The sequence below is a fragment of the Flavobacterium sp. PL12 genome, assembly GCF_039123485.1.
Classification (GTDB): Bacteria; Bacteroidota; Bacteroidia; order Flavobacteriales; family Flavobacteriaceae; genus Flavobacterium; species Flavobacterium weaverense.
Genome location: NZ_JBANDI010000009.1, coordinates 89599 through 116190 on the forward strand (window position 1 = coordinate 89599; position 26592 = coordinate 116190).

At 32.4% G+C, this 26592-nt stretch carries 27 protein-coding genes; 14 read left to right on the top strand and 13 right to left on the bottom strand.

What is annotated here, in order from left to right; genetic code table 11:
- Positions 1-22: 22 nt before the first annotated feature.
- From ilvB to acs, 4 genes are all read left to right on the top strand, one after another.
- Complete coding sequence (gene ilvB, locus RCH19_RS06195; RefSeq protein ID WP_121925241.1) at positions 23-1720, top strand: biosynthetic-type acetolactate synthase large subunit; 1698 nt, start codon at positions 23-25, stop codon at positions 1718-1720.
- A gap of 4 nt (positions 1721-1724) precedes the next feature.
- Positions 1725-2246, top strand: a complete 522-nt coding sequence (gene ilvN / locus RCH19_RS06200; RefSeq protein WP_121925240.1) for an acetolactate synthase small subunit — start codon at positions 1725-1727, stop codon at positions 2244-2246.
- A 69-nt stretch (positions 2247-2315) separates the two neighbouring features.
- Positions 2316-3785 carry a ketol-acid reductoisomerase gene (ilvC, locus tag RCH19_RS06205; RefSeq protein WP_343022489.1) on the top strand — a complete coding sequence of 490 codons (1470 nt, stop codon included), beginning with the start codon at positions 2316-2318 and terminating at the stop codon, positions 3783-3785.
- Positions 3786-4312: 527 nt separating this feature from the next.
- Positions 4313-6220 carry an acetate--CoA ligase gene (acs, locus tag RCH19_RS06210; RefSeq protein WP_121925238.1) on the top strand — a complete coding sequence of 636 codons (1908 nt, stop codon included), beginning with the start codon at positions 4313-4315 and terminating at the stop codon, positions 6218-6220.
- A gap of 18 nt (positions 6221-6238) precedes the next feature.
- Here the strand turns inward: acs and RCH19_RS06215 are convergent, their stop codons facing one another.
- Positions 6239-6967 (bottom strand): hypothetical protein, encoded by a 729-nt coding sequence (locus tag RCH19_RS06215; protein WP_343022490.1) that lies wholly within the window; start codon positions 6965-6967, stop codon positions 6239-6241.
- A 102-nt stretch (positions 6968-7069) separates the two neighbouring features.
- On the opposite strand from RCH19_RS06215, the gene RCH19_RS06220 reads away from it, so the two are divergent.
- The 7 genes from RCH19_RS06220 to RCH19_RS06250 all read left to right on the top strand — a co-directional run bounded on the left by RCH19_RS06220 (position 7070) and on the right by RCH19_RS06250 (position 12676).
- A complete protein-coding gene (locus RCH19_RS06220) occupies positions 7070-8182 on the top strand; it encodes an NAD(P)/FAD-dependent oxidoreductase (RefSeq protein ID WP_343022491.1) in 1113 nt (370 codons plus the stop codon).
- Entirely contained in the window at positions 8183-8896 is a 714-nt protein-coding gene (locus RCH19_RS06225; RefSeq protein ID WP_343022492.1) for a methyltransferase domain-containing protein, read from the top strand.
- Positions 8893-9945 (top strand): type III polyketide synthase, encoded by a 1053-nt coding sequence (locus RCH19_RS06230; RefSeq protein ID WP_343022493.1) that lies wholly within the window; start codon positions 8893-8895, stop codon positions 9943-9945. The genes RCH19_RS06225 and RCH19_RS06230 overlap by 4 nt, the downstream gene beginning before the upstream one ends.
- A gap of 86 nt (positions 9946-10031) precedes the next feature.
- Positions 10032-10460 (top strand): 3-hydroxyacyl-ACP dehydratase FabZ family protein, encoded by a 429-nt coding sequence (locus tag RCH19_RS06235; RefSeq protein ID WP_343022509.1) that lies wholly within the window; start codon positions 10032-10034, stop codon positions 10458-10460.
- A gap of 99 nt (positions 10461-10559) precedes the next feature.
- Positions 10560-11834, top strand: coding sequence for a beta-ketoacyl-[acyl-carrier-protein] synthase family protein (locus tag RCH19_RS06240; RefSeq protein WP_343022494.1), 1275 nt, complete (start codon positions 10560-10562; stop codon positions 11832-11834).
- Between the two features lie 68 nt (positions 11835-11902).
- Complete coding sequence (locus RCH19_RS06245; protein ID WP_343022510.1) at positions 11903-12160, top strand: phosphopantetheine-binding protein; 258 nt, start codon at positions 11903-11905, stop codon at positions 12158-12160.
- 18 nt (positions 12161-12178) lie between these two features.
- Positions 12179-12676, top strand: coding sequence for a 4'-phosphopantetheinyl transferase superfamily protein (locus RCH19_RS06250; RefSeq protein WP_343022495.1), 498 nt, complete (start codon positions 12179-12181; stop codon positions 12674-12676).
- A 13-nt stretch (positions 12677-12689) separates the two neighbouring features.
- On the opposite strand, the gene RCH19_RS06255 is transcribed toward RCH19_RS06250, so the two are convergent.
- Together RCH19_RS06255 and RCH19_RS06260 are read right to left on the bottom strand one after the other, a co-directional pair.
- Positions 12690-13286 carry a 3'-5' exonuclease gene (locus tag RCH19_RS06255; protein WP_121925231.1) on the bottom strand — a complete coding sequence of 199 codons (597 nt, stop codon included), beginning with the start codon at positions 13284-13286 and terminating at the stop codon, positions 12690-12692.
- Positions 13287-13288: 2 nt separating this feature from the next.
- Entirely contained in the window at positions 13289-15205 is a 1917-nt protein-coding gene (locus RCH19_RS06260; RefSeq protein ID WP_343022496.1) for a DUF294 nucleotidyltransferase-like domain-containing protein, read from the bottom strand.
- A 183-nt stretch (positions 15206-15388) separates the two neighbouring features.
- On the opposite strand from RCH19_RS06260, the gene RCH19_RS06265 reads away from it, so the two are divergent.
- Positions 15389-15895, top strand: coding sequence for a DUF2911 domain-containing protein (locus RCH19_RS06265; RefSeq protein ID WP_343022497.1), 507 nt, complete (start codon positions 15389-15391; stop codon positions 15893-15895).
- A gap of 188 nt (positions 15896-16083) precedes the next feature.
- Here the strand turns inward: RCH19_RS06265 and RCH19_RS06270 are convergent, their stop codons facing one another.
- A complete protein-coding gene (locus RCH19_RS06270) occupies positions 16084-16503 on the bottom strand; it encodes an Lrp/AsnC family transcriptional regulator (protein ID WP_343022498.1) in 420 nt (139 codons plus the stop codon).
- A 105-nt stretch (positions 16504-16608) separates the two neighbouring features.
- Here RCH19_RS06270 and RCH19_RS06275 point away from each other — a divergent pair, with 105 nt between their 5' ends.
- Both RCH19_RS06275 and RCH19_RS06280 read left to right on the top strand, forming a co-directional pair.
- Entirely contained in the window at positions 16609-17328 is a 720-nt protein-coding gene (locus RCH19_RS06275; RefSeq protein WP_343022499.1) for a sulfite exporter TauE/SafE family protein, read from the top strand.
- A 115-nt stretch (positions 17329-17443) separates the two neighbouring features.
- Positions 17444-18673 (top strand): multidrug effflux MFS transporter, encoded by a 1230-nt coding sequence (locus RCH19_RS06280; protein WP_343022511.1) that lies wholly within the window; start codon positions 17444-17446, stop codon positions 18671-18673.
- Here RCH19_RS06280 and RCH19_RS06285 read toward each other — a convergent pair whose 3' ends face one another.
- From RCH19_RS06285 to RCH19_RS06325, 9 genes are all read right to left on the bottom strand, one after another.
- Complete coding sequence (locus RCH19_RS06285) at positions 18674-19681, bottom strand: DNA topoisomerase IB (RefSeq protein ID WP_343022500.1); 1008 nt, start codon at positions 19679-19681, stop codon at positions 18674-18676. It abuts the gene before it with no gap.
- A 176-nt stretch (positions 19682-19857) separates the two neighbouring features.
- Positions 19858-22260, bottom strand: coding sequence for a multicopper oxidase domain-containing protein (locus RCH19_RS06290; RefSeq protein WP_343022501.1), 2403 nt, complete (start codon positions 22258-22260; stop codon positions 19858-19860).
- Positions 22250-22732 carry a DUF305 domain-containing protein gene (locus tag RCH19_RS06295; RefSeq protein ID WP_343022502.1) on the bottom strand — a complete coding sequence of 161 codons (483 nt, stop codon included), beginning with the start codon at positions 22730-22732 and terminating at the stop codon, positions 22250-22252. Before RCH19_RS06295 ends, RCH19_RS06290 begins: the two co-directional genes overlap by 11 nt.
- Before the next feature lie 81 nt (positions 22733-22813).
- Positions 22814-23095, bottom strand: a complete 282-nt coding sequence (locus tag RCH19_RS06300) for a heavy metal-binding domain-containing protein (RefSeq protein WP_248428833.1) — start codon at positions 23093-23095, stop codon at positions 22814-22816.
- A gap of 88 nt (positions 23096-23183) precedes the next feature.
- The gene (locus tag RCH19_RS06305; RefSeq protein ID WP_343022503.1) at positions 23184-23993 is read right to left on the bottom strand and encodes a hypothetical protein; all 810 of its coding nucleotides are present in this window, start codon (positions 23991-23993) and stop codon (positions 23184-23186) included.
- Positions 23993-24490 (bottom strand): heavy metal-associated domain-containing protein, encoded by a 498-nt coding sequence (locus RCH19_RS06310; protein ID WP_343022504.1) that lies wholly within the window; start codon positions 24488-24490, stop codon positions 23993-23995. Before RCH19_RS06310 ends, RCH19_RS06305 begins: the two co-directional genes overlap by 1 nt.
- A gap of 1 nt (position 24491) precedes the next feature.
- Positions 24492-24968 (bottom strand): TlpA disulfide reductase family protein, encoded by a 477-nt coding sequence (locus RCH19_RS06315; protein WP_343022505.1) that lies wholly within the window; start codon positions 24966-24968, stop codon positions 24492-24494.
- 58 nt (positions 24969-25026) lie between these two features.
- Positions 25027-25890 carry a DUF3347 domain-containing protein gene (locus RCH19_RS06320; RefSeq protein ID WP_343022506.1) on the bottom strand — a complete coding sequence of 288 codons (864 nt, stop codon included), beginning with the start codon at positions 25888-25890 and terminating at the stop codon, positions 25027-25029.
- A 180-nt stretch (positions 25891-26070) separates the two neighbouring features.
- Positions 26071-26331, bottom strand: a complete 261-nt coding sequence (locus tag RCH19_RS06325; protein WP_343022507.1) for a hypothetical protein — start codon at positions 26329-26331, stop codon at positions 26071-26073.
- Positions 26332-26592 lie beyond the last annotated feature (261 nt).

Sequence of the window (26592 nt, forward strand, 5' to 3'; positions counted from 1 at the left end):
GATTTGAAAATACAAATATCAAATGAAAAATAATAAAATATCTGGTGCTGAAGCTGTAATAAGATGCTTGCTAGAAGAAGGGGTAGATTTGGTTTATGGTTATCCCGGTGGGGCGATTATGCCAGTTTACGATGAATTATATAAATTTCAAGGTCAATTGCACCACGTTTTAGTACGTCATGAACAAGGAGCAACACATGCTGCGCAAGGATTTGCAAGAGCAACTGGTAAAGTAGGAGTAGCAATTGCAACTTCAGGACCGGGAGCAACTAATCTAGTTACTGGAATTGCTGACGCTCAAATAGATTCCACACCAATGGTTTGTATTACGGGTCAAGTAGGAAAACATTTATTGGGTTCTGACGCTTTTCAAGAAACGGATATCATAGGAATCTCAACTCCTGTTACGAAATGGAATTATCAAATTACGGAAGCATCTGAAATTCCAGAAATAATGGCGAAAGCTTTTTATATAGCAAAATCAGGTCGTCCAGGTCCCGTGTTAATTGATATTACTAAAAATGCTCAATTCGATGAAATCGAGTTCAGCTATAAAAAATGTACAAGCATAAGAAGCTATAATCCGAAGCCAGTATTGAATCTTGAAAAAGTTCAAGAAGCGGCGGCAATAATAAATTCTGCAAAAAAACCTTTTATAATTTTTGGTCAAGGTATCATTCTTAGTGAAGCCGAAGCGGAATTAAAAGCATTAGTTGAAAAATCAGGAATTCCTGCTGCGTGGACTATTTTAGGTCTTTCAGCTTTGCCTACTGACCATCCACTTAATGTTGGAATGGTTGGAATGCATGGAAATTACGGCCCAAATGTTTTAACAAATGAATGCGATGTATTGATTGCATTAGGAATGCGTTTTGATGATCGCGTTACTGGAAATTTAGCTACTTACGCGAAACAAGCTAAAGTAATTCACCTTGAAATTGATCCTGCTGAAATTGATAAAAATGTAAAAACTACAGTAGCAGTTTTAGCTGACTTAAAAGAATCATTAACTGCATTACTTCCCTTAATCGAAAATAATGTGCACGAATCTTGGCACAATGAGTTTAAGGAGAAATATCAAATTGAATTAGATCAAGTTATCAATGAGGAGTTAGCTCCAACAAATGGTAAAGGTATTTCGATGGGAGAAACTATTGAAATGATTAATAAGCACTCAAAAGGTGATGCAATTATGGTTTCAGATGTGGGGCAACATCAAATGTTTGCTTGCCGTTATGCAAAATTTAATACTACAAAAAGTAATGTAACTTCAGGTGGTTTAGGGACAATGGGATTTGCTTTACCAGCAGCTATTGGCGCTAAAATGGGAATGCCTGATCGTGAAGTGGTCGCTATAATAGGAGATGGTGGTTTCCAAATGACAATTCAAGAACTGGGTACAATTTTCCAAACTAAAGTTCCTGTAAAAATTGTAGTGCTAAATAACGAGTTTTTAGGAATGGTTCGTCAGTGGCAACAACTGTTTTTTGATAAGCGTTACGCTTCTACAGAAATGACAAATCCTAATTTTATTGCTATCGCTGAAGGGTATTACATCAAAGCTAAAAAAGTCACTAAACGCGAAGATCTTGATGCCGCTGTCGCAGAAATGATGGCTTCTAAAGAATCTTATTTCTTAGAGGTAATGGTAGAAAAAGAAAATAACGTATTCCCAATGATTCCAACAGGAGCATCGGTTTCTGATATCCGATTAAGTTAATATTATGGAAAATAAAACATTCACCATTTCTGTTTATTCAGAAAACAATGTGGGCTTATTGAATAGAATATCTGGAATATTCTTGAAGCGCCATATCAATATCTTAAGTTTAAATGTATCTGAATCTGAAATAGAAAATGTTTCAAGATTTATCATTGTGGTTGATACTACTGAAAAATGGGTGCAAAACATAGTCGGACAAATAGAAAAGCAAATAGAGGTTATAAAAGCTTTTTATCATATTGATGAAGAAACTATTTTCTTGGAAAATGCTTTATTCAAAATAGAATCTAGTTTACTTTTTGACGAAAGAGAAATTCAAAATATAATTAAGGAAAGTCATTCAGAAATTGTGACTGTTGCGAGAGACTTTTTTGTGATTTCAATTTCAGGTCAACGAGCAGAAATAGAGGAATTATACAAAAAGTTGAAACCTTTTGGGATTATGCAGTTTGTTCGTTCTGGAAGAATTTCGGTATCGAAACAAAAAATGGAAATATCAACGATGTTAGAAGCATTAAAATAAAAATTAGACTTTCTCTTTTCGAATAAAGTCACTTCAAATAAAAATTAAAAAATCATTAAAAAGTATACAATGGCAAATTATTTCAATTCATTACCACTTAGATTACAATTAGAGCAATTAGGCGTTTGTAAATTTATGGACCAATCAGAATTTGTAGATGGAACAAAAGCTTTAGCAGGAAAAAAAGTAGTCATAGTTGGTTGTGGAGCTCAAGGTTTGAACCAAGGATTAAACATGAGAGATTCTGGATTAGATATATCTTACGCTTTAAGAGCAGATGCAATTTCAGAGAAAAGAGCTTCTTTTAAAAATGCTTTTGATAATGGATTCAAAGTTGGAACATACGAGGAATTAATTCCTTCAGCAGATTTAGTTTGTAATCTAACTCCAGATAAACAGCATACTGCTGTTGTTAATGCAATTATGCCATTAATGAAAAACGGTGCTACTCTAGCATATTCACATGGATTCAATATTGTGGAAGAAGGAATGCAAGTTCGCAAAGATATTACGGTAATTATGTGTGCGCCAAAATGTCCAGGTTCTGAAGTAAGAGAAGAATATAAAAGAGGTTTTGGAGTGCCAACTTTAATTGCAGTTCACCCAGAAAACGATCCTAACGGAGTTGGATTCGAACAAGCAAAAGCATACGCAGTTGCTACTGGAGGTCATAAAGCAGGAGTTTTAAATTCTTCATTTGTTGCTGAAGTAAAATCAGATTTAATGGGTGAACAAACTATTCTTTGTGGCATGTTACAAACAGGCTCTATATTATGTTTTGACAAAATGGTCGAAAAAGGAATTGAACCAGCTTATGCTTCTAAATTAATACAATTTGGTTGGGAGACAGTAACCGAAGCTTTGAAACATGGTGGAATAACTAATATGATGGATCGTTTGTCTAATCCTGCAAAAATTGAAGCGTACGAATTAGCAGATGAATTAAAAGATATTATGCGTCCATTGTTTCAAAAACACATGGATGATATTATTTCAGGTGAATTTTCAAAAAACATGATGATTGACTGGGCGAACGACGATATCAATCTATTAACGTGGAGAGCTGCAACTGCAGAAACTAATTTTGAAAAAACAGCGCCAACTACGGCAGATATTTCAGAGCAAGAGTATTTTGACAATGGAGTTTTAATGATTGCAATGGTAAAAGCAGGAGTAGAACTAGCTTTTGAAACGATGACTCAATCCGGAATTATTGAAGAATCAGCTTATTATGAATCTTTGCACGAGCTTCCTTTAATTGCAAATACTGTTGCGAGAAAGAAATTGTACGAAATGAATAGAATAATTTCTGATACAGCAGAATATGGTTGTTATTTATTTGACCACGCTTGTAAACCATTATTAACTGACTTTATGAAAACAGTTGATACTAATGTTATTGGTAAACCATTTTCAAAATCAAATGGAGTTGAGAATGCAGTATTGATTGCAGTGAATAAAAGCATCCGTCAACATCCAATTGAAGAAGTTGGTGAATGGTTGAGAGAATCGATGACTGCGATGAAGAAAATTGGATAATTTCCTTAGAAAGGAATTTTAAATATTTGTTTTAGGGATTAGCACTATCTCATTTAATTTAATATTATTTTGAATTAGTTAAAATTTATTAAAGGGTTAAAAATGAAGTAGATTGCTTTTACATTCACTTGACTTTATATGAGGATAGAGTTAAGTGAATTGATCCCTTATTTTTTAGAATAGTACATAATTAATGCAATAATTGAGTTTCTTTTATAGAATTTCAATTTTAAAATTTTTGGTAATAAGTGTTCTTGTTTTAAATTAAATTAGTGGTTAATTATGATTTAGATGATACTTACTGTTACTAAATACTAGGTTTTCAATTTTGTTATTAGAAAAACGGGAAGGAGTAAATCTTTCTCGTTTTTTTTATTTCTATTTTTTTCGAACAAACCTAAATTTTAGATGAATTAGCATAAAAACTATGATTTTTATTCATTATGTGTTTTTTTATGTGCTTATTAATAATGTAAATAGTTTTAAGAATACAGAGAGATTTAATACTTTTATAAAAAAAATTAAACATGAGCTACTATAAAATAGAAAATTTAGAACAGTATTTTAAACACTACAATAAATCAGTTCGTGAGCCTAGAAAATTCTGGGGTAAAATTGCACAAGAAAATTTCACTTGGTACCAGCAATGGGATAAAGTTGTAGAATTTGATATGGTAGAAGCCGATATCAAATGGTTTACCGGAGCAAAAGTAAACATCGTTAAAAACTGTATAGATAGACATTTAGCTAAAAAAGGAGATAAGACTGCAATAATTTTTGAACCTAATGATCCTTCGGAAGAGGCATTGCATATAACGTATAATGAATTACACGAGCGCGTATGTAAAATGGCAAATGTATTACGTGACCAAGGAATTAAAAAAGGAGATCGCGTTTGTATTTATTTACCAATGATTCCTGAATTAGCCATTACGACTTTAGCTTGCGCTAGAATAGGAGCAGTTCACTCTGTTGTATTTGCTGGATTTTCAGCATCAGCTATAGCCAGCCGTATCAACGATAGTGAGTGTAAAATGGTTATCACATCAGATGGTGGGTATAGGGGTAGTAAAACAATTGATCTAAAAGGAATAGTTGATGAAGCCTTAGAAAAATGTTCTTGCGTCGAAAATGTGTTAGTAGTAAAAAGAATAAACTCTGAAATTACTATGAAAGAAGGTCGTGACCAATGGTTACAACCACTTTTAGACTCAGCAACGGATAATAATGTTGCAGAAATAATGGATGCTGAAGATCCATTATTTATTCTTTACACTTCTGGCTCAACTGGAAAGCCAAAAGGAATGGTTCACACCACTGCAGGTTATATGGTTTACAGTGCTTACACCTTTAAAAATGTTTTTAACTACGAGGACAATGATATTTTCTGGTGTACGGCTGATATCGGTTGGATTACTGGGCATTCGTACATACTTTATGGACCATTATTGAATGGAGCGACAACAGTAATCTTTGAAGGTGTTCCTTCTTATCCTGATTTTAGCCGTTTTTGGGAAATAATCGAAAAACATAAAATCACACAGTTTTATACTGCTCCAACTGCTATTCGCGCTTTAGCGAAAGAGAATTTGGAGTACGTTCAAAAATATGAACTTAAGTCATTAAAAGTAATTGGTTCTGTAGGAGAGCCTATTAATGAAGAAGCTTGGCATTGGTACAACGACCATGTTGGAGGTAAAAGATGTCCTTTAGTAGATACTTGGTGGCAAACTGAAACTGGAGGAATTCTTATTTCACCACTAGCATTTGTTACACCCACAAAACCAACATACGCTTCTCTACCATTACCTGGAGTGCAGCCCGTTTTAATGGATGATAAACGCAACGAAATAGAAGGAAATCAAGTTACAGGAAGTTTATGTATTAAATTTCCATGGCCAGGAATCGCAAGAACTATTTGGGGAGATCATCAGCGTTATAAAGACACTTATTTCTCTGCTTTTCCAGGTAAATATTTTACAGGAGATGGCGCATTAAGAGATGAAGTGGGCTACTACCGAATTACTGGACGCGTAGATGATGTTGTAATTGTTTCTGGACATAATCTAGGAACTGCACCAATTGAGGATGCAATCAACGAACATCCAGCAGTTGCAGAAAGTGCTATTGTAGGTTTTCCTCATGATATAAAAGGAAATGCTCTTTATGGTTTTGTTATCTTAAAAGAGACTGGAGAGTATCGTGTAAGAGAGAATTTAACTAAGGAAATTAACCAACTTATTTCTGATCATATTGGTCCAATTGCTAAATTAGATAAAATTCAGTTTGTTTCTGGATTACCTAAAACGCGTTCTGGTAAGATTATGAGACGAATTCTTAGAAAAATTGCAGAGGGAGATTATTCTAATTTTGGTGATATTTCAACTTTATTAAATCCTGAAATTGTAGAAGAAATAAAAGAAGGTAAGATTTAAGAAAGAATAAAGTATTATTTAAAATTGAGGTTGGGAATCAGTGATATGATTTCCAACCTTTTTTTTGTCTGTTATCACAAAAAGATAAATAAGATAAAACGAAATGAAATGTAGTAGTCTATCAAAAGTGTTTAACACCACATTTTCAACAAAGTAAGTACCAATCGCAGCAAAAACATCATTAAATATCAAGGCTATTGCCCCAAAAAAATAGTAATATGCTTTTTTATTCGCAAATTTTCCTAAATATAAAACAGCAGTAATAGCTAAAAGTATAGTTACAAGTGCATTAAAAATTAATATAACATTCAGATAAAGGTCTCCTATTGCCGATATTAAAATATACATTATAGCTATTAAAAAAACAGCGTTTAAAGCTAGAATAAATAGTGTAAATCCGTTTGGAGGGGTATATAATTTTAAACTTTTTATTGACTTATACCCTAAACTGATTAATGATAGGTAACAAAAAATAGAGGCTAGCAAAGCTGCTCTAAATAACTGCACCGAATCTTCCCAAAATAAAATCAGCAATTCATTCAAATAAAATAGAACGACAAATAAAATATAGTTAGGAGTGAGTTTATTATAATTATTAACTAATGCGTAAACTAAGAATGAGGGTATGATAAGTGGTTTGATATAAACGACTAAATTTGAATCAAAAAAAATTCCCGCGCAAAAGTAGATTCCCAGAAAAATTACGGGGAAAATTAGTAAGGCACTTTTTATATTTTTAATTCTCATTAGTAAACAAATCTAGCATTTTAAATTTTTATTACAAAAAGTATTAAAAATTTAATACAGTTATTATGTTATTAGTCTGTTAAATTGCTAAATTTACGAGATATGGCACAAAAAACTATAGTGATTGTTGGTGGTGGATTAGCTGGGCTTACTGCAGCTATTCATCTTCGAAAGAAAAATTATACTGTTTTAGTGATTGAGAAAAATGACTTTCCTAAACATAAGGTGTGCGGAGAATATATCTCTAAAGAAGTTTTGCCATATTTAGAATATCTAGGTTTAGACATTGAGTCACTTCTTCCAAAACATATTGAAAAACTATCATTCTCTTTAGTCTCAGGAAAAACGATTAACACTGTATTACCATTAGGTGGAATAGGGATCAGTCGTTATGCATTAGATTTATATCTTTATAATTATGCGAGAAGCATTGGTTGTCAAGTGATTCAAGAGACTGTTTTAAATATTGATTTCTCAGATGATGTATTTAAAGTTACTACAAATACTGCTCATTATAGTGCGTCAATTGTTCTTGGTGCATTTGGAAAAAGATCAAACTTAGACATCAAATTAAAACGAAAATTTATTCAAAAACAGTCCAACTGGCTTGGCGTTAAAGCACATTACAAATTAGATTTTCCAGATGATGTTGTAGGACTGCATCATTTTAAAGGTGGATATTGCGGAGTTTCTAAGGTCGAAAATGATTTAGTAAACATTTGTTATTTAGCTAATTACGAGACCTTTAAAAGCTATAAATCTATCGATGATTATCAGGAAAACATCGTTTGCAAAAATCCGATTTTAAAAGAAATATTTAGAGCTGGAAGTATACAATTTGAAAAACCGTTAACGATCAGTCAAGTTTCTTTTGAAGAGAAAAAAAGTGTAGAAAATCATATTCTAATGATTGGTGATACAGCGGGATTAATTCATCCGCTTTGCGGTAACGGTATGGCTATGGCCATTCACAGCGCAAAATTAGCAGCAGAAAATTCAATTCAGTTTCTTGAAAATAGAATAAATAGGTCTACCTTAGAAAATAATTATAGGCTAGATTGGAACAAGAATTTTAAAAGTAGACTAAAAGTAGGACGTACATTAGGAAAATTACTGCAACATGAAAAGACAGCACAATTTGTACTTAAGTTTTTAATTTTATTTCCTTTTTTGTTACCAATGATCATAAAAAAAACGCATGGAAAACCAATTTAGATGGCAATAGATACGAGATATAGAACTGATGATCCAGAGATAATGGACGATTTTGCAATGGAGGGTGAAATTTTGAGAGATGCTTTAGATAAAATTGCCAAAATCAATCAGCTTTTAGGAGGAAACAAACTTACATTAGAAGGAGTGAAAGATTTACTTCCTGCAGATGCAAAAGATAGAGAAATTGTAATTGTAGATATAGGTTGTGGAAACGGTGATATGTTGCGTACTCTAGCTGAATTTGGTTTGGAAAAAAACATTAAATTTAAACTTTTAGGAATAGATGCAAATAAATTTACAATATCGCACGCAATAAAATTATCAGAAAACTACAAGAATATTAGTTATAGTTGTCAAGACATTTTCGATGAAGAATTCCGCGAAATGAAATATGATATTGTATTGTGCACATTGACTTTACATCATTTTAAAGATGACGAAATAGTTGACTTATTACAAACTTTTTATTCAAATGCAACTATAGGAATTGTTATAAACGATTTACAAAGAAGCGCTTTCGCTTACCGTTTATTTCAAGCTTTATGCTTTGTTTTTAATTTGAACGATATGTCAAGAGAAGATGGACTAACTTCGATTTTAAGAGGATTTAAAAAAGAAGAATTAGTAACTTTTTGTAAAAAATTAAATTTTACCCATTATAAAATTCATTGGAAATGGGCGTTTAGATACCAATGGATAATTTCAAAATTATGAGTGTAAAGATAAAAACAGTAACAAAACAGTTACCAAAATATTCTAGAAATACTGACGAGATCATTCCGTTTCTTGATGCGTGGTTAGAAGGTCAAGACGAGCGTTTCATTCGAAAAGTAAAAAAAATATTTGAAGGAGCCGCTGTAGATAAACGATATTCCATAATGGATCCAATCGAAGTATTTACCAAAACTTCTTTTGAAGAAAGAAATGATATTTATGTACGCGAAGTAATTGATTTAGGTGAAAAAGTATTAGAAAAAGCGCTAGCAAAGGCAAAATGGATGCCGGAAGATTTAGATTTCATAATCACGGTAAGCTGCACTGGAATTATGATTCCTTCGCTTGATGCCTACTTAATTAATAAATTAAAATTGCGCCAAGATATTGTACGCCTTCCTGTTACTGAGATGGGTTGTGCTGCAGGTGTTTCGGGGATTATTTATGCTAAAAACTTCTTGAAAGCAAATCCTGGTAAACGTGCTGCCGTAATTGCTGTCGAAAGTCCAACAGCAACTTTTCAATTAGATGATTACTCTATGGCTAATATAGTAAGCGCCGCTATTTTTGGTGATGGAGCTGCTTGTGTCTTGCTTTCTTCACATAAAGATGACGATGGTCCTGAAATAGTAGCTGAAGAAATGTATCATTTCTATGACAACATAGACATGATGGGTTTCAAACTTACTAATTCTGGTTTGCAGATGGTATTAGATATAGAGGTCCCTGAAACTATTTCTTCGCATTTTCCTGCAATAATTAATCCTTTTCTGGAAAAAAATCAATTAGATATTTCGCAAATTGATCACTTAATTTTTCATCCAGGTGGTAAAAAAATTGTGCAAACTGTCGAAGCTTTATTTTCTGACATGGGCAAAAATATAAATGATACTAAAGAAGTGCTTAGACTTTACGGCAATATGTCAAGCGCTACAGTTTTGTATGTTTTAGAGCGTATTATGGATGATAAACCAGAAAAAGGAACAAGAGGACTTATGTTGAGCTTTGGTCCAGGATTTTCAGCGCAACGTGTTTTACTGCAGTTTTAGAAAGAAAATTAGTTCGTACAGATTACAGAAAAAGTACTGAACTTAATTTTTGTAATCACATTATAAAAAATGAAATATTTAAAATGCTGAATTATCAAGATATTATTTCAAAATTACCGTATTCAAAACCATTTTTGTTTGTTGATGAAATAACTCATCTTGATGAAAATGGGGTGGAAGGGAATTACACTTTCGATGAAAACCTCGAATTTTATAAAGGACATTTTAAAGATAATCCCATAACCCCTGGAGTTATTTTAACCGAAACAATGGCTCAAATTGGTCTCGTTTGCTTGGGGATATTCATATTAAATAAAGAAGTAAGTAAAAGTAATTCAATTGCCTTAACATCAACTGATATTGAATTTTTAAAACCAGTATTTCCTAACGAAAAAGTAAGAGTAATTTCAGAAAAAGTATATTTTAGATTTGGAAAATTAAAATGTAAAGTAATAATGAAAAACCACAATAATGAAGTAGTTTGTACAGGAACAATTGCTGGAATGCTCGTTTAATTTGCATAATATTAAACCATTATTTTTATTATTCGATTAAAATTAATTTTAGATAGAACATTATTAATTTTTAAATTGTCTTTTAAACTGTATTCACAAATGAATAGAAGAGTAGTAATAACGGGACTAGGAGTAGTTGCACCAAATGGAGTAGGGCTTGACGCATTCACTGACGCCATAAAAAATGGTTTATCAGGAATAAAGCACGATTCTGAATTGGAGCGCTTGCAGTTTTCATGTCAGATATCAGGAAAACCTGAAATTTCTACAGAATTATCTTTGAATTATTTTTCAGAGTTAGAACTGCGCAATTTTAATTCGTCTGGGATTCTATACGGTGTTATTGCAGGAATTGATGCATGGAAAGATGCAGGTTTAGCTATAGAAAATAATAAAGAACCTGATTGGGATAGCGGAACTATATTTGGAACTGGAACTTCTGGAATTGATAAATTTCGAGAGAGCATTTATAAAATTGACGATCTCCAAACGAGACGTTTGGGAAGTACAGCCGTCGCGCAAACAATGAATAGTGGTGTTAGCGCTTATTTAGGTGGAAAATTAGGTTTGGGTAACCAAGTCACAACAAATTCTTCTGCTTGCACAACGGGTACCGAAAGTATCTTGATGGCATACGAAAGAATTAAATTAGGTCAAGCTAAACGAATAGTAGCAGGAAGTACTAGCGATTCTGGCCCTTATATCTGGGGTGGTTTTGATGCTATGCGAGTTTGTACTTTTAAACACAATCAATCGCCTGAAGAAGGTTCGAGACCCATGAGCGCAACTGCCTCTGGATTTGTTCCAGGAAGTGGCGCAGGAGCAATGGTTATCGAAGATTTAGAAAGCGCTTTGAAACGTGGCGCTACAATTTACGCTGAAATTTTAGGAGGAAATGTAAATTCTGGAGGTCAACGCGGACTCGGCACTATGACGGCGCCAAACCCAGTTGCAGTTAAAAAATGTATTAATGATGCGCTTTTAAACGCTGGAGTAAATGCTAATGAAATCGACGTGATTAATGGACATTTGACTGCGACCTCTAAGGATAGTTTAGAAATTCAAAACTGGAGTGAAGCATTAAATAGAAAAGGAAAACATTTTCCATACATAAATTCATTAAAATCAATGGTTGGCCACTGCTTATCAGGAGCTGGAAGTATTGAGAGTGTTGCTGCAGTATTGCAATTACATCAAGGTATTATTTTTCCAAATATCAATTGCGAAGACTTGAATCCCGATATCACTGCAATAATAGATGAATCGCAAATACCAATGAAGTTAATCCACAAAGATATTCAGATTGTGGCTAAAGCTAGTTTTGGTTTCGGAGACGTGAATGGCTGTGTGATTTTTAAAAAGTTTATAAAATAGAAATAGAAAATAAGGCTATAGTAATTAAAAATAAAACCTTTACTTTAGTGAAAAATCAGCAAATTAAAATGGATAAGCAAAAAGTTATAGATCAATTAAAAGAAATTGTAAAACCTTATATTCAAGATCAAACTGCGTTTGATGCATTAACAGAAGACACTGATTTCATAAGTGATTTGAAAATAAATTCAGCTAATTTAGTAGATGTCATTCTTGATATTGAAGAGAAATATAATATCGAAATTGACAACGATGCTATGGAGCGAATGATAAATGTTAAAGCAGCAATGGAAATTATTGCAAGTAAATTAGCAGAGAAAAATTAGAATTTTAATTTTTCAAATATGATTGGAAACGATATCGTTGATTTGGCTTTAGCCAAAAAGCAAAGCAATTGGCGCCGAAAAGGATATCTTGAAAAAATATTCACGCAGCAAGAACAGCATCATATAAATAACGCTCAAAATCCTGAGTTAATGGTTTGGAATTTATGGAGTAGGAAAGAGGCCGCGTATAAAATTTATAATAGAGAAACTGGTATTCGAGCCTTTATTCCTTTAAAGCTTGAATGTAGTTATGAATCTGAGAATATAGGAACTGTTTCTTGCAAAGGTTTTGAATATTTTACTAAAACGCTATTTTCAGAAGATTTTGTCTACACAATCGCAGTTAGTCAGCAGGATTTTTTTAACAAAATAGAACCTATCGAAATTGAAGATAAAATCATTAAGGTAGACGGTATTCCTTTTTTAGAGAACCAAAATTCATCATTTAAAAGAGTGGTTTCTATAACGCATCACGGCCGTTTTTGGAAAGGAATCGCATTGAAGTTTGAATACTGATTTTTTGCAAGTACTATTTTATTCCCAATCTCGATTTCAACTTCAAAAATAATAAAGCTGTCTTGTAAGCATCCTCTGCTGAAGAATTTCTTTCGCTTATAGGCACATTGTAAGTTTTACAAAGTTCGTCTAATGAAAACTGTCTGTCATTTATATCATGCAACTTCCTATGCATCACATCGATATCGAGTGCTTCATTTTTTAATCTTCCGCAACCCAAACGATCTAAGGCTGTATTGATTATTTCTACGTCAAAATCTACGTGATGTCCCACTAAAACTGCATTTCCTATGAATTCAATAAAGTTTTGAATTGCTTCCGGTTCCGGAAATTTTTTCATTTTACTTTCTACTAAAAATTCATTCAGAATTCCGTTGTCGTGAAAAAATTTATATTGCAATAAAACGGCCTCAAAACTATCTCCAATTCTAATACTGTCATCAACCACAGCAAAGGCACCTATTGATAAGATTACATCTTTTATAGCGCTCAAACCTGAAGTTTCAGTTGACAATACCACGTATCGAGATGATTTCTCATCAAATTTTGATAGGTAGCTCTTCCAAAATTCTGGATGTTCTTTGCTAATATTTTTTAACCAGTCTAACATAGTTATGAAAATTGAGTTAGTTTAAATTTACTTTTAATTAGTTCCTCTAATTCCCTCATTGGTGCTAATGCACTTTTTAGTTTGTCGCGATCAAGTTTAGATAATTCATCGAGATTAATGAATTGGCCTGAACTATCATTTTTCAAACCTTCTAATGTTCTAAATTTTGACAAAGTTAAAAATGCTTCTCCGCAATTCAAATAAATCTCTGCGTGTCGCGGATCATTGATCGCAAACTGCTTGAATCTTTGATATGTATTGTTTATTCCTCTAACTTCAAAATTTAAAGCAAAGAGACGAGCACCATCAACTAATGGCAATATCGCTCGAGTTTTTATATCAAATTTATTTTTATTTGGACCTTCATCTTCGACATTAAAGTTTTTGAAAAAACTAAGAGGAGAATTTTTTCTTAAGGCATCATTTCCTAGGAAGTCAAAAAATAAAATATTATTTTTTGCATTCTTATAAACGACATCGCTTATTGTATCTTCAATTTTTTGTTCACCAAAAGCGATTTCGTAATCAAAGAAAATACTACTTATTTCGTTACTATTTTCACCTGGAGTATTCATCCAATTGTCATACTGTTTAATCCAGTCCGTCAATGATTTACACCATTGCGTATTGCTTCCCATGTGTCCATTAGGACATAGGGTATAACCTATTTCTTCAAGAGTCGTCGTTGTTTTTTTACCTAATTTCAGGAAGTAATCTTTCACTTCGCGGTATTTATCGGCTGAAACATCTTCGAAAATAAGAATACTATCTTGATCGGTTAATAGTAGTTGCTCTTTACGACCTTGACTACCTATACTTAGCCATGCAAAGCGAGCAGGAGGTGAGCCTAAGTCTAAAATCGATAATTCTACAGAACGCTTGATGATAGCCAAATTGATTTCACTAGCAATATTAAAAATGTGTGAAACTGGAATATTTTTAGTTATCGAAGTCTGAATTAAATCGGTTAAACGATCTCTAATTTGCTTTAATTCTTTTGGAGCTTGACAACGTTTAATTTCTTTGATTAAAACACCTGGATTACTAGCTTGGGCAATTATTAAATCATTTTCGCTAATAATACCTTTTATATTTGATTTATCAGTACCGTCTTTAGTAACACATAAGTGCGTTACGTTATATTTTAACATCAATAATTGGGCTTCCGCCAAAGAGACATTTTCCATAACGGTAATAACTGGAGCCGACATTATTTTATCAACTGTGGTAGTAATTGGATAGCGACCAGTTGCTATCTTAGAACGCATGTCCGTATCGGTAATAATTCCTATAGGATTGTTGTTATCGCAAACTACGATATTGTTTTTCAAACTTTCCGTCATTATTTGTGCAACATCTTGAACGATCGCAGAACTATTGGTTTTTAATGGCGAAGTGTTGTACGATAAAGATTGAAAATATTGCATTTCTGATTTTTCTCCAGAATAGTAAACATTATCAGAAATTAATTTACCGATTAGGTTTTCTTTATCTTTTGGGTTGCGAGTATTGACTGCAAAGCTTTCTAATAAATAATTTAAAACATCAGAATTATTGGCTACGAAAGGACGAAAAATAGCAATAGGAATTGCATAGACGATGCTTTCTTCTCGCGCCTTAGCGGTCATCATGTAATTATTTTTGGCAAAAAAAGGACGTATTCCAAATATTTCTCCTTCGGTACATTTGTTTAATAATGTCTCTTCAGAATCAGCTATGACTGATAACGATATAATACCACTTGCAACAACGTAAAAACTATCATGCAAAACATCATTGACTTGAAATAATATTTTATGTTTTTCAAGATTTACAACACGTATGCTAGTGGCTATTTCAGATAATTCTTCAAAAGTCAAATGATTAAAAGGAGCGTATTCCTTTAAAAAATCAGCAATGTGTTCAGCAATAGTATTCATATCGTGTAAGTAAATAAGGTATGTTTTTGTAAAAATAACGAAATTAAAATTATATCACTATCATAACTCAAGCAAAATAGGTTAATTGTACAATGCTTAATTTTTTCCTAAAAAAATTGAGATTTATAAGTATTTGGAACAACATTATTTACTTTTATTTATCAAACTAAAACATTTTAAATCATGAAGTTAATCAGAAAATTACATTTTTCACTTATTGCACTGCTTATTGTAAATTTTATGAACGCACAAGCCAAACCAGCTAGTAGCAAAGAAGTTGCAACTGGAAAAATTAACGGTGCCGATATTACTATCAACTTTAGTAGTCCATCAGTGAAAGCGAGGGAAATTTGGGGCGGATTAGTTCCTTTTAATGAAGTATGGCGCGCTGGTGCAAATGAAGCTACAACTTTTGAAACTACTAAAGACATTATGGTAGAAGGATCAAAACTACCAGCTGGAAAGTATTCCTTTTTTGTTATTCCTAGCGCAAAAGAATGTATCATCATCTTTAACAAAGAAGCGAAACAATGGGGATCTGGAAAGTACAACGAAAAAGAAGATCAGCTGAGAGTTAAAGTTAAACCACAGGTTGCAAAATCATCAACAGAAAAGTTGGTATACACAATTGCAAAAAATAAAATGACACTTAGCTGGGAGAAATGGAATATTCCAGTAATGATAAAATAAACTGAGTTACTTTTATAGGCAAAGCACCGTCGAGAGACGGTGCTTTTTTTTGTTACTGCTATATGTACAGCAGGGTTTTAATGAATTCTATTTTACATAATATAAATTATAGTTCATTTGTATATAGCTCCAAAAAGAGTGAAAGTAGACCTAAAATAATGATATTGTCATCTTACAACTCTTGTTAGCTACTCGTCCTTTAAATCTGATAATATTAAATGCGTCGTTGGCTCGCCATAAACCAAAAGTCTGTCTATAAATTGCTGTAGGTGCAATTGATCAGTTAAGATGACTTTCATAAAAATATTGTGTGTTCCAGTAATTCTATGTATTTCAGCTATTTCGGGAAATACATTTAAGTGATCACAAAAAAGAATTAATTTTCCACTATACAATTTGAACATAATAAAAACTTCAAGACCAAAACCTAATTTCTTATTATCTAGCTGAATATTGTAACCCTTTATGACTTCTGAATCTTCAAGTTTTTGAACGCGTTCTCGAACGCTGGAAGGTGATAAACCAATTTGTTTGCCTATTTCAACAAATGATGCTCTAGAATTTAGCTTCAATTTATCTATTATCTTTAAATCTATAGTATCTACCATTATTAATGTTTATTTAGTGCAAAATTACTTTTTTTTAGCGGAAAATTGGTAGTAAAACCATTGATTAAATTTTAATAAAATCAACTGTAGAACTACTTTTGTAGTATGGATACAATGTTATTATTACTTATAATCGGGATTTTCTTTGGTTTTTTTGTTCAAACTATTAGCGGCTTTGCTGGTGCGTTAGTAGCTCTACCTTTTTTACTCTTTGTAATGCCATTAGCTGAAGCAGTTTGTTATATATCTATTTTTTATTCGATTGCTTCGCCAATTTATTTCTATAAAGAATGGAAAAATATGGACAAAGAATTACTAAAAAAACTAGCAATCACTTCGTTTATTGGTGTTTTAGTAGGATCTATAGTTTTATTATTTGGCGAACCCAATATCTTAAAAAAAGCATTGGGAATCTTTATTTTGCTCTTTGTTATAAACAATTTAATAAATAAAAATAATAAACGTTTTGGAGTTAAAGTTCAATTTATTTTAGGACTTTTTGGTGGATTCTTTTCTGGAGTTTTTTCAACGGGTGGTCCATTGTATGCAGTAATTATTAAAAGCGAAACCGCTACGGTACAAGCTTTTCGCGCTACGATGTTTGGAATATTAGGAATTGTTTCAATAATGCGTATTTCTGTATTAGCTTTTGAAGGAGTATTAACTAGAAGTGAGTTGATTAACTCTTTATACGTTCTTCCCTTCTTTATTCTAGCTTTAGTTTTGGGAAAGATGGTTTATCTCAAATTGAATGAAGAATTTTTGAAGAAATTCATTCTAGGTTTACTTTTTATTTCAGGCTTTATGCTCATCATTAAAAATTAGAATTCCTGAAAGAATAAGTTTTAACTTTCTATAAGGCTTTTAAGTTTCAATGACCGATTTAATTAATTTACCTTTGCAAAAAATTAAAACAGCTGCTTTGAACAATAATACCGCGATGTCCAGAAAGAGATATATTAAGTTAATCCTAATTTTAGGTTCGTTAACTGCATTAGGACCATTTTCAATTGATATGTATTTACCAGGATTTTCTGGAATTGCAAAGGATTTAAACACGACAGTTGCTAATGTGTCTATGACATTATCGAGTTATTTCATTGGTATATCTGCAGGACAATTATTATACGGACCATTATTAGATCGTTTTGGGAGAAAGAAACCTTTATTTATTGGACTATTAGTTTATATTTTAGCTTCTTTAGGCTGCGTTTTTGTTACTGATATTGATACTTTTATTGGTTTACGATTCATTCAAGCTGTGGGTAGTTGTGCTGCAACAGTCGCTTCAGTATCGATGGTGCGTGATTTATTTCCAGTTAAAGATATTCCAAAAGTATTCTCATTATTAATGTTAGTTGTTGGGCTCTCGCCAATGTTAGCGCCAACAATTGGTGGTTATGTAACTGCAGATTATGGTTGGCATACTGTATTTTTTATATTGATGTGCATGGGAATAGTTATTATGATTGCAGCGCAATTAATTTTACCAAACACCTATCTACCAGATACTTCAATTTCGTTAAAACCAAAACCAATTATTACTAATTTTATTAGTATTCTAAAAGAGCCTCAATTTTATACTTATGCTTTTGCAGGTGCAATTGCTTTCTCTGGTTTATTTACGTATGTCGCTGCCTCTCCTATCCTATTCATGGATATATTTAAAGTAGATGCAAAGACTTACGGTTGGATTTTTGCTTTTATGTCTTTAAGTTTTATAAGTGCTAGTCAATTGAATTCATTACTGTTACGCAAGTTTAATAGCGAGCAAATGATTTTTGGTGCATTAATTTCGCAAACGTTTATTGTATCGTTATTTCTACTTCTATCAGTAAATGATCTACTAGGTTTATATGGAACAATCACGATGTTGTTTTTATTTCTTGCGTGTTTAGGAATTTCTAATCCTAATACTGCTGGATTAACCCTTGCTCCTTTTGCTAGAAACGCTGGAAGTGCTTCTGCTTTAATGGGTGCCATACAATTAGGATTAGGTGCTTTTGTATCGTTCTTAGTTGGTGTTTTTGTACATAATTCTACAGTTCCTATGGTTGCTATAATGGCTGTTACGACTATTTTAGCTTTAATAATTCTAATTTTAGGTAGAAAGAAAATAAAAAAAACGATTGCTATTTCGTCAGATGACGAAATAGTAACCGTTCATTAATTAAATATGCTTCATCACTTCTTTTTCTGACGAAGTGAGTTCAAACTGATTCATCCCCTCATCTTCATGCCATTTACTGGGTAGACTTTTAGATTCAATTTTCTGCATGATGTTAGGATGTACATAATATGATCTGCATACTGTAGGTGTATTTCCTAATTCATCAGCCACCATTCGAATCAATGTATTACTGAATTTTCTTTTTTTAGTATCACCAATGGCTTCTAACGCATGAGGATATAATTCAACTGCTAAACGGCTTGCGACCCATGTTCTAAAATCTTTACTACTAAAACCTTTTCCCATGTGTGTGCGAATATACTCGTTCACATCTTCGCTATCTATCGCCTGGAAATTACCATCATCGTCCTTGTATCTAAATATTTCGTAACCGGGTAATTCAGAAGACTTTTTTATCAATTTTGCTAACTGCATGTCATCGACTTCAATATGCCGCATTTGATTACTTTTTCCTTTGTATTCAAAGACTACATGGTTTTTTTCAAAAGTGATGTGCTTTCTGCGTAATGTTGTAAGTCCAAAAGTTCCGTTTTGATTGGCATATTGCTTATTACCGATTCGGATTCCAGTTTCGTCTAAAAGTAAAACAATCAGCGCTAGAATTTTATCCTTACTCCATTCTTTAGTGGCAATATCTTCTAATATTTTTTGTCGAAATTTACTCAATGCTTTTCCAAAGCTTTTCATCTTTGCAAATTTCTCTTCTTGTTTCGCTTTTTCAAATGTAGAGTGATAAATGTACTGCTTCCTGCCTTTTGCATCTCTACCAATGGCTTGAATGTGTCCATCATCCCATTTGCATATATAAACATCGCTCCACATTGGCGGAATTATTAGTCGGCGAAATCTACTTAATAATACGGTATCGGTGATTTTATTTCCTTCTTCATCAAAATATTGATAGCCTTTACCTCTCTTTCGCTTATGAATCGACATGGCTTCATCACCTACATGTTTTATCTCTTTGGTAGTTTCTTTATCTTTCATAATACGTTTAAGTTTAATATTTTAAAGATAAAGTAAAAGTCAATTTTCGTGTTTTAGAATTAGATGAGATTTTTATATAATCTTTCGAATAAAAAAACCGTTACTAAACTCTTCCAAGTTTAATAACGGTTTTAATTTTAATTCTAAAAGAAATCTATTAAATATCTATTCTTACTTTAGTAGTTTACCGACAACCCTACTCCAAATCCCATATCGCTGTCGTAATGCGTTCTAATACCCATGTTTTTGTTTATGATGTATCGTAAATCAGCCATATATTCTTTGTCTGTATTAATCATAAAACCAGCTCGTAATCTTTTTGAAACTGGAATATCCTCTCTCATTAATTGGAAACGAACATCTCCATTGTGATATACTTCTGCTTGAAAAATAACCAGCATTGGTAAAGTGTAATCAAACCCTAAGCTAACTAAACTGCGATTGTCCTTAGTATTGGATTGATTGAATAAATTAGTTTCTTGCTGGTCCATTCCCATTTTTCGATAGCGATAATCAAATCCAACAAATGGCATAAACCATTGATTCTTTCCAATGTATCGTCCCACATGAGTTTCTACTTCATAACCATGCATTTTATTATATCCTAAACGCCATTCTGTTCCGAAACTCCAGCGCGTATTTTGTATCATTGCCATTCCGTCGTTTCCATTGGTAGCAAAATCATTTTGAGCCATGAAATGAGTTTCATTACTCTCAGCTTGCAATTTTTTATAGGCTGCAGCTTTATTTGGTAGATATGGATTTGGTTCTGAATTTTCATAACTAAAAACGCGATTCATTCCAGACATCATGTGATATAAAATGTGACAATGGAAGAACCAATCACCATCTGCATTTGCAGCAAATTCAATGACGTCTGTTTCCATTGGCATAATATCCAATACATTTTTCAAAGGGGAATATTCTCCTTGACCATTTATAACTCTAAAATCATGTCCGTGCAAATGCATAGGATGACGCATCATTGAATTATTGTATAAAGTAATACGAACGATCTCCCCTTTTTTAATTAAAATTTTATCCACCTCAGATAAAACTTTATTATCCATGCTCCACACATAACGATTCATGTTTCCAGTAAGTTCAAACCTAATTTCGCGCACAGGAGCATTTTTATCAAGAGAAGTTTTAGTTGGTGATTTTAACATTGAATAATTCAGCGTTACAATATCAGAATTCATCGCACTCATATTGTGTTTTGAATGATCCATATTTCCATCCATTTTCATTCCGCTCTCTTGTTTTGCTTCATTTGAAGATTTAGCAGATGATTTTGAATGATCCATATTTCCATCCATTTTCATTCCACTTTCCTGTTTAGCTTCATTTGAAGATTTAGCAGATGATTTTGAATGATCCATATTTCCGTCCATTTTCATCGGATCGCTACCTCCAGCTTTCGGCTTTTTAGTAACTCCTGAAATTTCTGGATACATAACTGTATTCATATCCATTTTTTGCAACGACATATCCATTCCCATATCATTCATTGAACCATCCATGTTCATCATGTCGTTCATCATTTTCATGCCTTCAAAATATTTCAATTTCGGCATCGGACTAACTAATTGTTTGATCCCTTTACCAATATAAATAGAAGTTGATTTAGTCCTATCTTCTGGAGTAGCTACAAACTCGTACGACGTGTCATCCGCAGGAATGGTAACCACAACATCGTAGGTCTCTGAAACTCCAATAATCAATCGATCTACTTCAACCGGATCTACATCATTACCGTCGTTAGCCACTACTGTCATTTTCCCGCCAGCATAATTCAACCAAAAATAGGATGATGCACCACCATTGGAAATTCGTAATCTTACTTTGTCTCCGCCTTTAAATTGCGTTAGCTGACTTTCGTTTTGACCATTTATTAAGAATTTGTCATAATAAACATCACTCACATCCATGGCTAACATGCGTTTCCACTCGTTAGTTAGTTTCGTTTTAAAATGTCCTGCTTTTATTGCTTCTGCGTAACTCTGAGTAGTTCCTTTTTTAATCGCAAAATAATCGGAAGCATTGTGTAACAATCGATGTACGTTTTTAGGATTTAAATCCGTCCATTCACTCAAAATTACAGGAACTTGTGGTAAGTCATCAATTCCTTTTCTGAACGTTTTATCGTCGGCTTTTTTCTTTAAAATTAACGAACCGTACATTCCTATTTGTTCTTGCATTCCACTATGACTGTGATACCAGTGTGTACCATTTTGCACAATTGGAAAACGATACGTAAAAGTTTCACCAGGTTCAATTGGCATTTGTGTTAAGTACGGAACACCATCTTCTTTGTTTGGCAAATATAATCCGTGCCAGTGTAATGAAGTACTTTCTTTCAATTGGTTATGAACTACAATTTCAGCAATATCGCCTTCTGTAAAAGTTAGCGTTGGCATTGGAATCTGTCCATTTACCGCAATTGCTCTTTTTTCTTTTCCAGAAAAATTCACTAAAGTATCTTTTACATAAAGATCATAATGGACGACTTTTTGAGCCAAAAGCATATTTGAAATAAAGAGTACAAAAACAACAGCGATTATAGTATTATTTTTCATTTTCTAATCTTTTAATCATTAGTTTCATTTGTTCAATTTCTTTTTTTTGTGCAGCGATGATATCATCTGCTAATTTTTTAACTTCTGGATCTTTAATATCTGCTCTTTCACTTGTCAAAATTGCGATTGAATGATGTGGAATCATTGCTCTCATCCAAAGCGTATCGCCAACGATTGGTTTTTGAACGCGAACAAGAAACAAAGCAGAACTAAATAAAATAATGCTTCCTAATATTATCAGCATGTTTTTTTTCTTGTTGCGATACATTCCCATCATAAAAAATAACATTATTAATGACATGGCTGAAATTCCTAAGCAAGTCATGTAAAATCGTGTCAGACTAAAGTATACATGGTCTACTGAGTACGTATTTAAATACATCGTAACATACATTGCAAGAAAGGAGAGTCCTAACATTGAAATGAATTTTGTATACATGTTTTGCTTTTTGTGTTTCTCTAAATTTTCCATCTTACTATAGTCTTTAAGTTAAATATTGATTGATCTATTCGAATAAATCAACTTTGAAAAATGATATTGAAATCATTATTTCTATTGTAAATCTTTTGTGGAAATTTGCTCCAAATCCATTCCACATTTAGGACATTTATCGCCTTTACTTCCAATAACTTCTGGATGCATTGGACAAGAATATGATATATTAGTATCCATCTTTTTATCACTATTGTGAATCATCGTTGAATCATTGTTCATCATTGTTGAATCATTCATCATGTGTGATTCTTTATTACTATTGTCTTCGATAGTTTGCTGTTTACAAGAAGTTATGATTAAAAACAAACCTAGTAGTAAACTAAAATTTAATATTTTCATTTTGTAGAGTTTTAAGTAGATGCTAAAGACGTTTATATTTAGCAAAAAATATTATATATTTTATAAAAATTATTTCATAATTCACGTGCTAATTTTTCAAATTGAAAAAAGTATAGTATAAATTAAAGTAAATTCCATCTGAAGAGGAACGCGTCATAGAATTAATTAATTCTTTTCTATATCCTAAATCCAAACGGGCTTGACTATTAAAAATAAATTGAATAACTGGTACTGCATCTAAATAGGATTTACCATTTTCATTTATAGTTTGACCAACAAATTCTAACATTAAATTAATATTCGTTTGTTTCAAACTGGTATATTTTTTTGGATACATTAATTTACCAAAAGACAAGGTATAGTTCGTCGCAGTACTTCCAAAATTAGCTGGAAATCTATGGTTTGAAGTATTATCGAATGCCTTCTCAAAACTTACCGATGAACTGATCGCTACTTTTTTAATCAATTTTGTGGCAACAATACCAGTTTCAAAACCGGTATTGTTACCCATAATCTCAATTTGCTCTTGATTTACTGTAGAGTTGTTAAAACTATAGCGACCAAAAGCAGCCATTCGGAAATGACTATTGATATCATCCTCAGAATAGAAGCGATACTTAGCATAAACGCTCCCTCCTTCTGCTACAAAATTATTATCAGCATTGCTTGCAAACGCTGACGCTCTTACCATTAGATTCTTATTAACTCCATAGCTTACCTCCGGCATGAGATAATAATTGTATGCTGAAGTACCTTCTTTTTTTAAAAAAGATTGCAGCACATTTACACCTAACGAGTTAGCAGGAATATTACTTGCTGGATCTGTCATCAAAAATAATTCCTGACTCGTCCCTTTTTGGAAAATGAATAGGACAACTAGTACTAGAAACTTCTTCATTATTTTACAATTTTAATATGGAAATCTTTTTCATTGTTCATAGCATACGTTGTGCTATTCTTGTAAGACTTAGATAGTTTTTTAAACTCTTTATCAGTTACGTAACCTTTATCTAAAACTTGTATTTGAACTTCCTTGTTCTTGCTTTCTTTACCGTCTACAACAACGAAAGAGTTTTTCTTTAAAGTTTCAGCATCAACTGTGACAATTAAAGAGCCAATGAAAAAACCTGCTTTTTCCACTTTTTCTTTGAAGATCGAAGGTGATAGTGAATTATTATCTGCTAACGAAACAATGAAAGTGTTTGAATTCAAGTCGATTTCAACATTCTTAACTTCTGGCATTGATTTTAATTGTTTGTTTATTGCATTAGAGCACATAGAGCACGTTAATCCCGTTGCTACAATCTCTGCTTTTGAAATTTGTGCATTACTTACCGCCGAAAACATCACCATTAAAACTATTAGAGCGCTGTATTTTATATTTACTATTTTCATTTTATTTATTTATTAAATTTATTATTTCTTGATCTGTTGGGTTTTTCATTATTAATATTCCTTCGCTATCAAATAGGAATTTTGAAGGCAACTCTTCTACTCCAAAAGTTACTGCTGCGTTAGCATCAAATCCTTTTGGATCAATTAATTGCAAAAAATTTATCTTGTCTTTTTCAATCGCTTTTTTCCATTTAGTAGCGTCTGTATCAATTGAAATTCCAATAATTTCTATTTTATTTGAATCTAAATCTTTATGCATTTGCACTAGCTTTTTATTCCCCACTCTGCATGGTCCGCACCAGGAAGCCCAAAAATCAATTAATACATACCTAACTTTAAATTCATTTATGTTAATTGTTACATCTTTGCTGCTTTGCAATTCAATTGATGGAATTGCGTCTCCAATTTTTACCTGAGCAAATGAAGTAAAACTAAAAGCTACTAATAAAAAGACGATTAGTTTTGTCCTAATATCCATTATAATTTTTTTTTAATAAAAAACAAAGCCCAAATTTCACAAATGGACTTTGCCCTGTTTATTTAATTGTTTCTACCGTTTTACCGCAAGTCATCATCATCGAACCGTAATATGGATTCTTAACTGCATTTTCTTTGCTCAACCAGTTAGCACCTTTTCCTTTGTTTGCCATTGGACAAAACTGGTAGTAAACTGGGTTTTCTGTTTTTGAAACCTTGATTAATTCATACATGTTTTTTGACAAGTTGATGAAACGTTCTCTTTGGTGTGCAGTATCTTTAGTGTCAGCAATATGTTTCGCATCTTCTTTTAAATTGGTAAAAACTTTCATCCACACCATGTGCACATCCATTTCTAATTTATCCATTTGTACCGCTTCTAAATTAGTGAGTAACGTTTTAGATTTTGCAGCAGCCATTGATCCGTCTGTATGTACTAACGCATCCTTTACAGCAAAATAGTTATCAAAAACTACTGAAAGTTGGTTCTCTTCTTTCATTGTTGTATTTTTCATTTCCATATTATTTGAGTGATTTTCATGATTCATAGTAGTTGCAGGTCCTTTTACTGCAATTTTACTATCTCTCTCATATTGACAACAACCTGGTAATTCATTATAAACATTGTCTGGCGCAAGAAAACTATCGCTATCATATCCTGCTAAAGCAATGCGCTTTAAAACTTCGTCTTGATTTGTTTTTTTAGCATCATACGTTATAGAAGCCATTTTGCTATCTTTATTCCAATCAACAGTAGCAACGTTTTTTAGATTACCTGCTTTTTCTATTGTTTTTTCACACATGCCACAGTTACCATAAATCTTTACGTTTTCAGTTACTGAATTTTTTATTTGTGCGCTGGAGATTGTAAAGGTTAACAACATCGTTGCTGCAACCATTACATTTGAAATTGAATATTTCATAGTGTAGGGATTTGTGTCAAAAGAAAATTTTCTTTTGAAAGTGATTTAATTAAAATTTTGATTTGTGAACAATCATGAGACAATAAGAGCATAAATACGTTCCTTATTAATCTCAAAATTGAATGTAATGTATTGCAAATGCAGTGAAATAGCCATAAGTATGACTGTCAAGAAATAAAATTAGCCTATTTTAGGAATAAGCCATAATGTAGTATATCCAGATGATACGAAAGTTTTAGAACTGTAAAACTTTTGTTTTTCATTAGGAAAATTAAAGAACGTGTACGCAAATTCATTTTGGCTAAACAAAGCTAAGCTTACTTGTATAGAAGTTGTTGTACAATTCGAATGTCCGCATTGACCGTCGCAACCACTATTTTGATCTGCAGCATGACTTTCTTCAGAACATCCTTTATGCTCTTGTTTTGAAGTTGTTTCCATTTTACAACATTCTTTTTCTGACTGAGTTCCACACGCATAAGTCAAACTCGGCACTAAGAATAAGCCAAGAGTTAGAATTACAAAATATATGTGCAACTTTTTAATCATAAGCCAAAGGTAAGCAGTAATTTATTTAATAGGTTTAATTTTAACTTTCTGTTGGGTTTATTTTAGCCCCCGATAAGTTCGGAGTGTTATTTTAAATTTCAAACTTATATATTTGAAACATGAAATACAAGAAATGGACTTTAGATCAGAAGC

What these genes read in the sequence shown, in the direction of transcription:
- ilvB (WP_121925241.1), top strand. Translation starts at nt 23, where the DNA reads ATGAAAAATAATAAAATATCTGGTGCTGAAGCTGTAATAAGATGCTTG.
- ilvN (WP_121925240.1), top strand. Translation starts at nt 1,725, where the DNA reads ATGGAAAATAAAACATTCACCATTTCTGTTTATTCAGAAAACAATGTG.
- ilvC (WP_343022489.1), top strand. Translation starts at nt 2,316, where the DNA reads ATGGCAAATTATTTCAATTCATTACCACTTAGATTACAATTAGAGCAA.
- acs (WP_121925238.1), top strand. Translation starts at nt 4,313, where the DNA reads ATGAGCTACTATAAAATAGAAAATTTAGAACAGTATTTTAAACACTAC.
- RCH19_RS06215 (WP_343022490.1), bottom strand. Translation starts at nt 6,967, where the DNA reads ATGAGAATTAAAAATATAAAAAGTGCCTTACTAATTTTCCCCGTAATT.
- RCH19_RS06220 (WP_343022491.1), top strand. Translation starts at nt 7,070, where the DNA reads ATGGCACAAAAAACTATAGTGATTGTTGGTGGTGGATTAGCTGGGCTT.
- RCH19_RS06225 (WP_343022492.1), top strand. Translation starts at nt 8,183, where the DNA reads ATGGCAATAGATACGAGATATAGAACTGATGATCCAGAGATAATGGAC.
- RCH19_RS06230 (WP_343022493.1), top strand. Translation starts at nt 8,893, where the DNA reads ATGAGTGTAAAGATAAAAACAGTAACAAAACAGTTACCAAAATATTCT.
- RCH19_RS06240 (WP_343022494.1), top strand. Translation starts at nt 10,560, where the DNA reads ATGAATAGAAGAGTAGTAATAACGGGACTAGGAGTAGTTGCACCAAAT.
- RCH19_RS06245 (WP_343022510.1), top strand. Translation starts at nt 11,903, where the DNA reads ATGGATAAGCAAAAAGTTATAGATCAATTAAAAGAAATTGTAAAACCT.
- RCH19_RS06250 (WP_343022495.1), top strand. Translation starts at nt 12,179, where the DNA reads ATGATTGGAAACGATATCGTTGATTTGGCTTTAGCCAAAAAGCAAAGC.
- RCH19_RS06255 (WP_121925231.1), bottom strand. Translation starts at nt 13,286, where the DNA reads ATGTTAGACTGGTTAAAAAATATTAGCAAAGAACATCCAGAATTTTGG.
- RCH19_RS06260 (WP_343022496.1), bottom strand. Translation starts at nt 15,205, where the DNA reads ATGAATACTATTGCTGAACACATTGCTGATTTTTTAAAGGAATACGCT.
- RCH19_RS06265 (WP_343022497.1), top strand. Translation starts at nt 15,389, where the DNA reads ATGAAGTTAATCAGAAAATTACATTTTTCACTTATTGCACTGCTTATT.
- RCH19_RS06270 (WP_343022498.1), bottom strand. Translation starts at nt 16,503, where the DNA reads ATGGTAGATACTATAGATTTAAAGATAATAGATAAATTGAAGCTAAAT.
- RCH19_RS06275 (WP_343022499.1), top strand. Translation starts at nt 16,609, where the DNA reads ATGGATACAATGTTATTATTACTTATAATCGGGATTTTCTTTGGTTTT.
- RCH19_RS06280 (WP_343022511.1), top strand. Translation starts at nt 17,444, where the DNA reads ATGTCCAGAAAGAGATATATTAAGTTAATCCTAATTTTAGGTTCGTTA.
- RCH19_RS06285 (WP_343022500.1), bottom strand. Translation starts at nt 19,681, where the DNA reads ATGAAAGATAAAGAAACTACCAAAGAGATAAAACATGTAGGTGATGAA.
- RCH19_RS06290 (WP_343022501.1), bottom strand. Translation starts at nt 22,260, where the DNA reads ATGAAAAATAATACTATAATCGCTGTTGTTTTTGTACTCTTTATTTCA.
- RCH19_RS06295 (WP_343022502.1), bottom strand. Translation starts at nt 22,732, where the DNA reads ATGGAAAATTTAGAGAAACACAAAAAGCAAAACATGTATACAAAATTC.
- RCH19_RS06300 (WP_248428833.1), bottom strand. Translation starts at nt 23,095, where the DNA reads ATGAAAATATTAAATTTTAGTTTACTACTAGGTTTGTTTTTAATCATA.
- RCH19_RS06305 (WP_343022503.1), bottom strand. Translation starts at nt 23,993, where the DNA reads ATGAAGAAGTTTCTAGTACTAGTTGTCCTATTCATTTTCCAAAAAGGG.
- RCH19_RS06310 (WP_343022504.1), bottom strand. Translation starts at nt 24,490, where the DNA reads ATGAAAATAGTAAATATAAAATACAGCGCTCTAATAGTTTTAATGGTG.
- RCH19_RS06315 (WP_343022505.1), bottom strand. Translation starts at nt 24,968, where the DNA reads ATGGATATTAGGACAAAACTAATCGTCTTTTTATTAGTAGCTTTTAGT.
- RCH19_RS06320 (WP_343022506.1), bottom strand. Translation starts at nt 25,890, where the DNA reads ATGAAATATTCAATTTCAAATGTAATGGTTGCAGCAACGATGTTGTTA.
- RCH19_RS06325 (WP_343022507.1), bottom strand. Translation starts at nt 26,331, where the DNA reads ATGGAAACAACTTCAAAACAAGAGCATAAAGGATGTTCTGAAGAAAGT.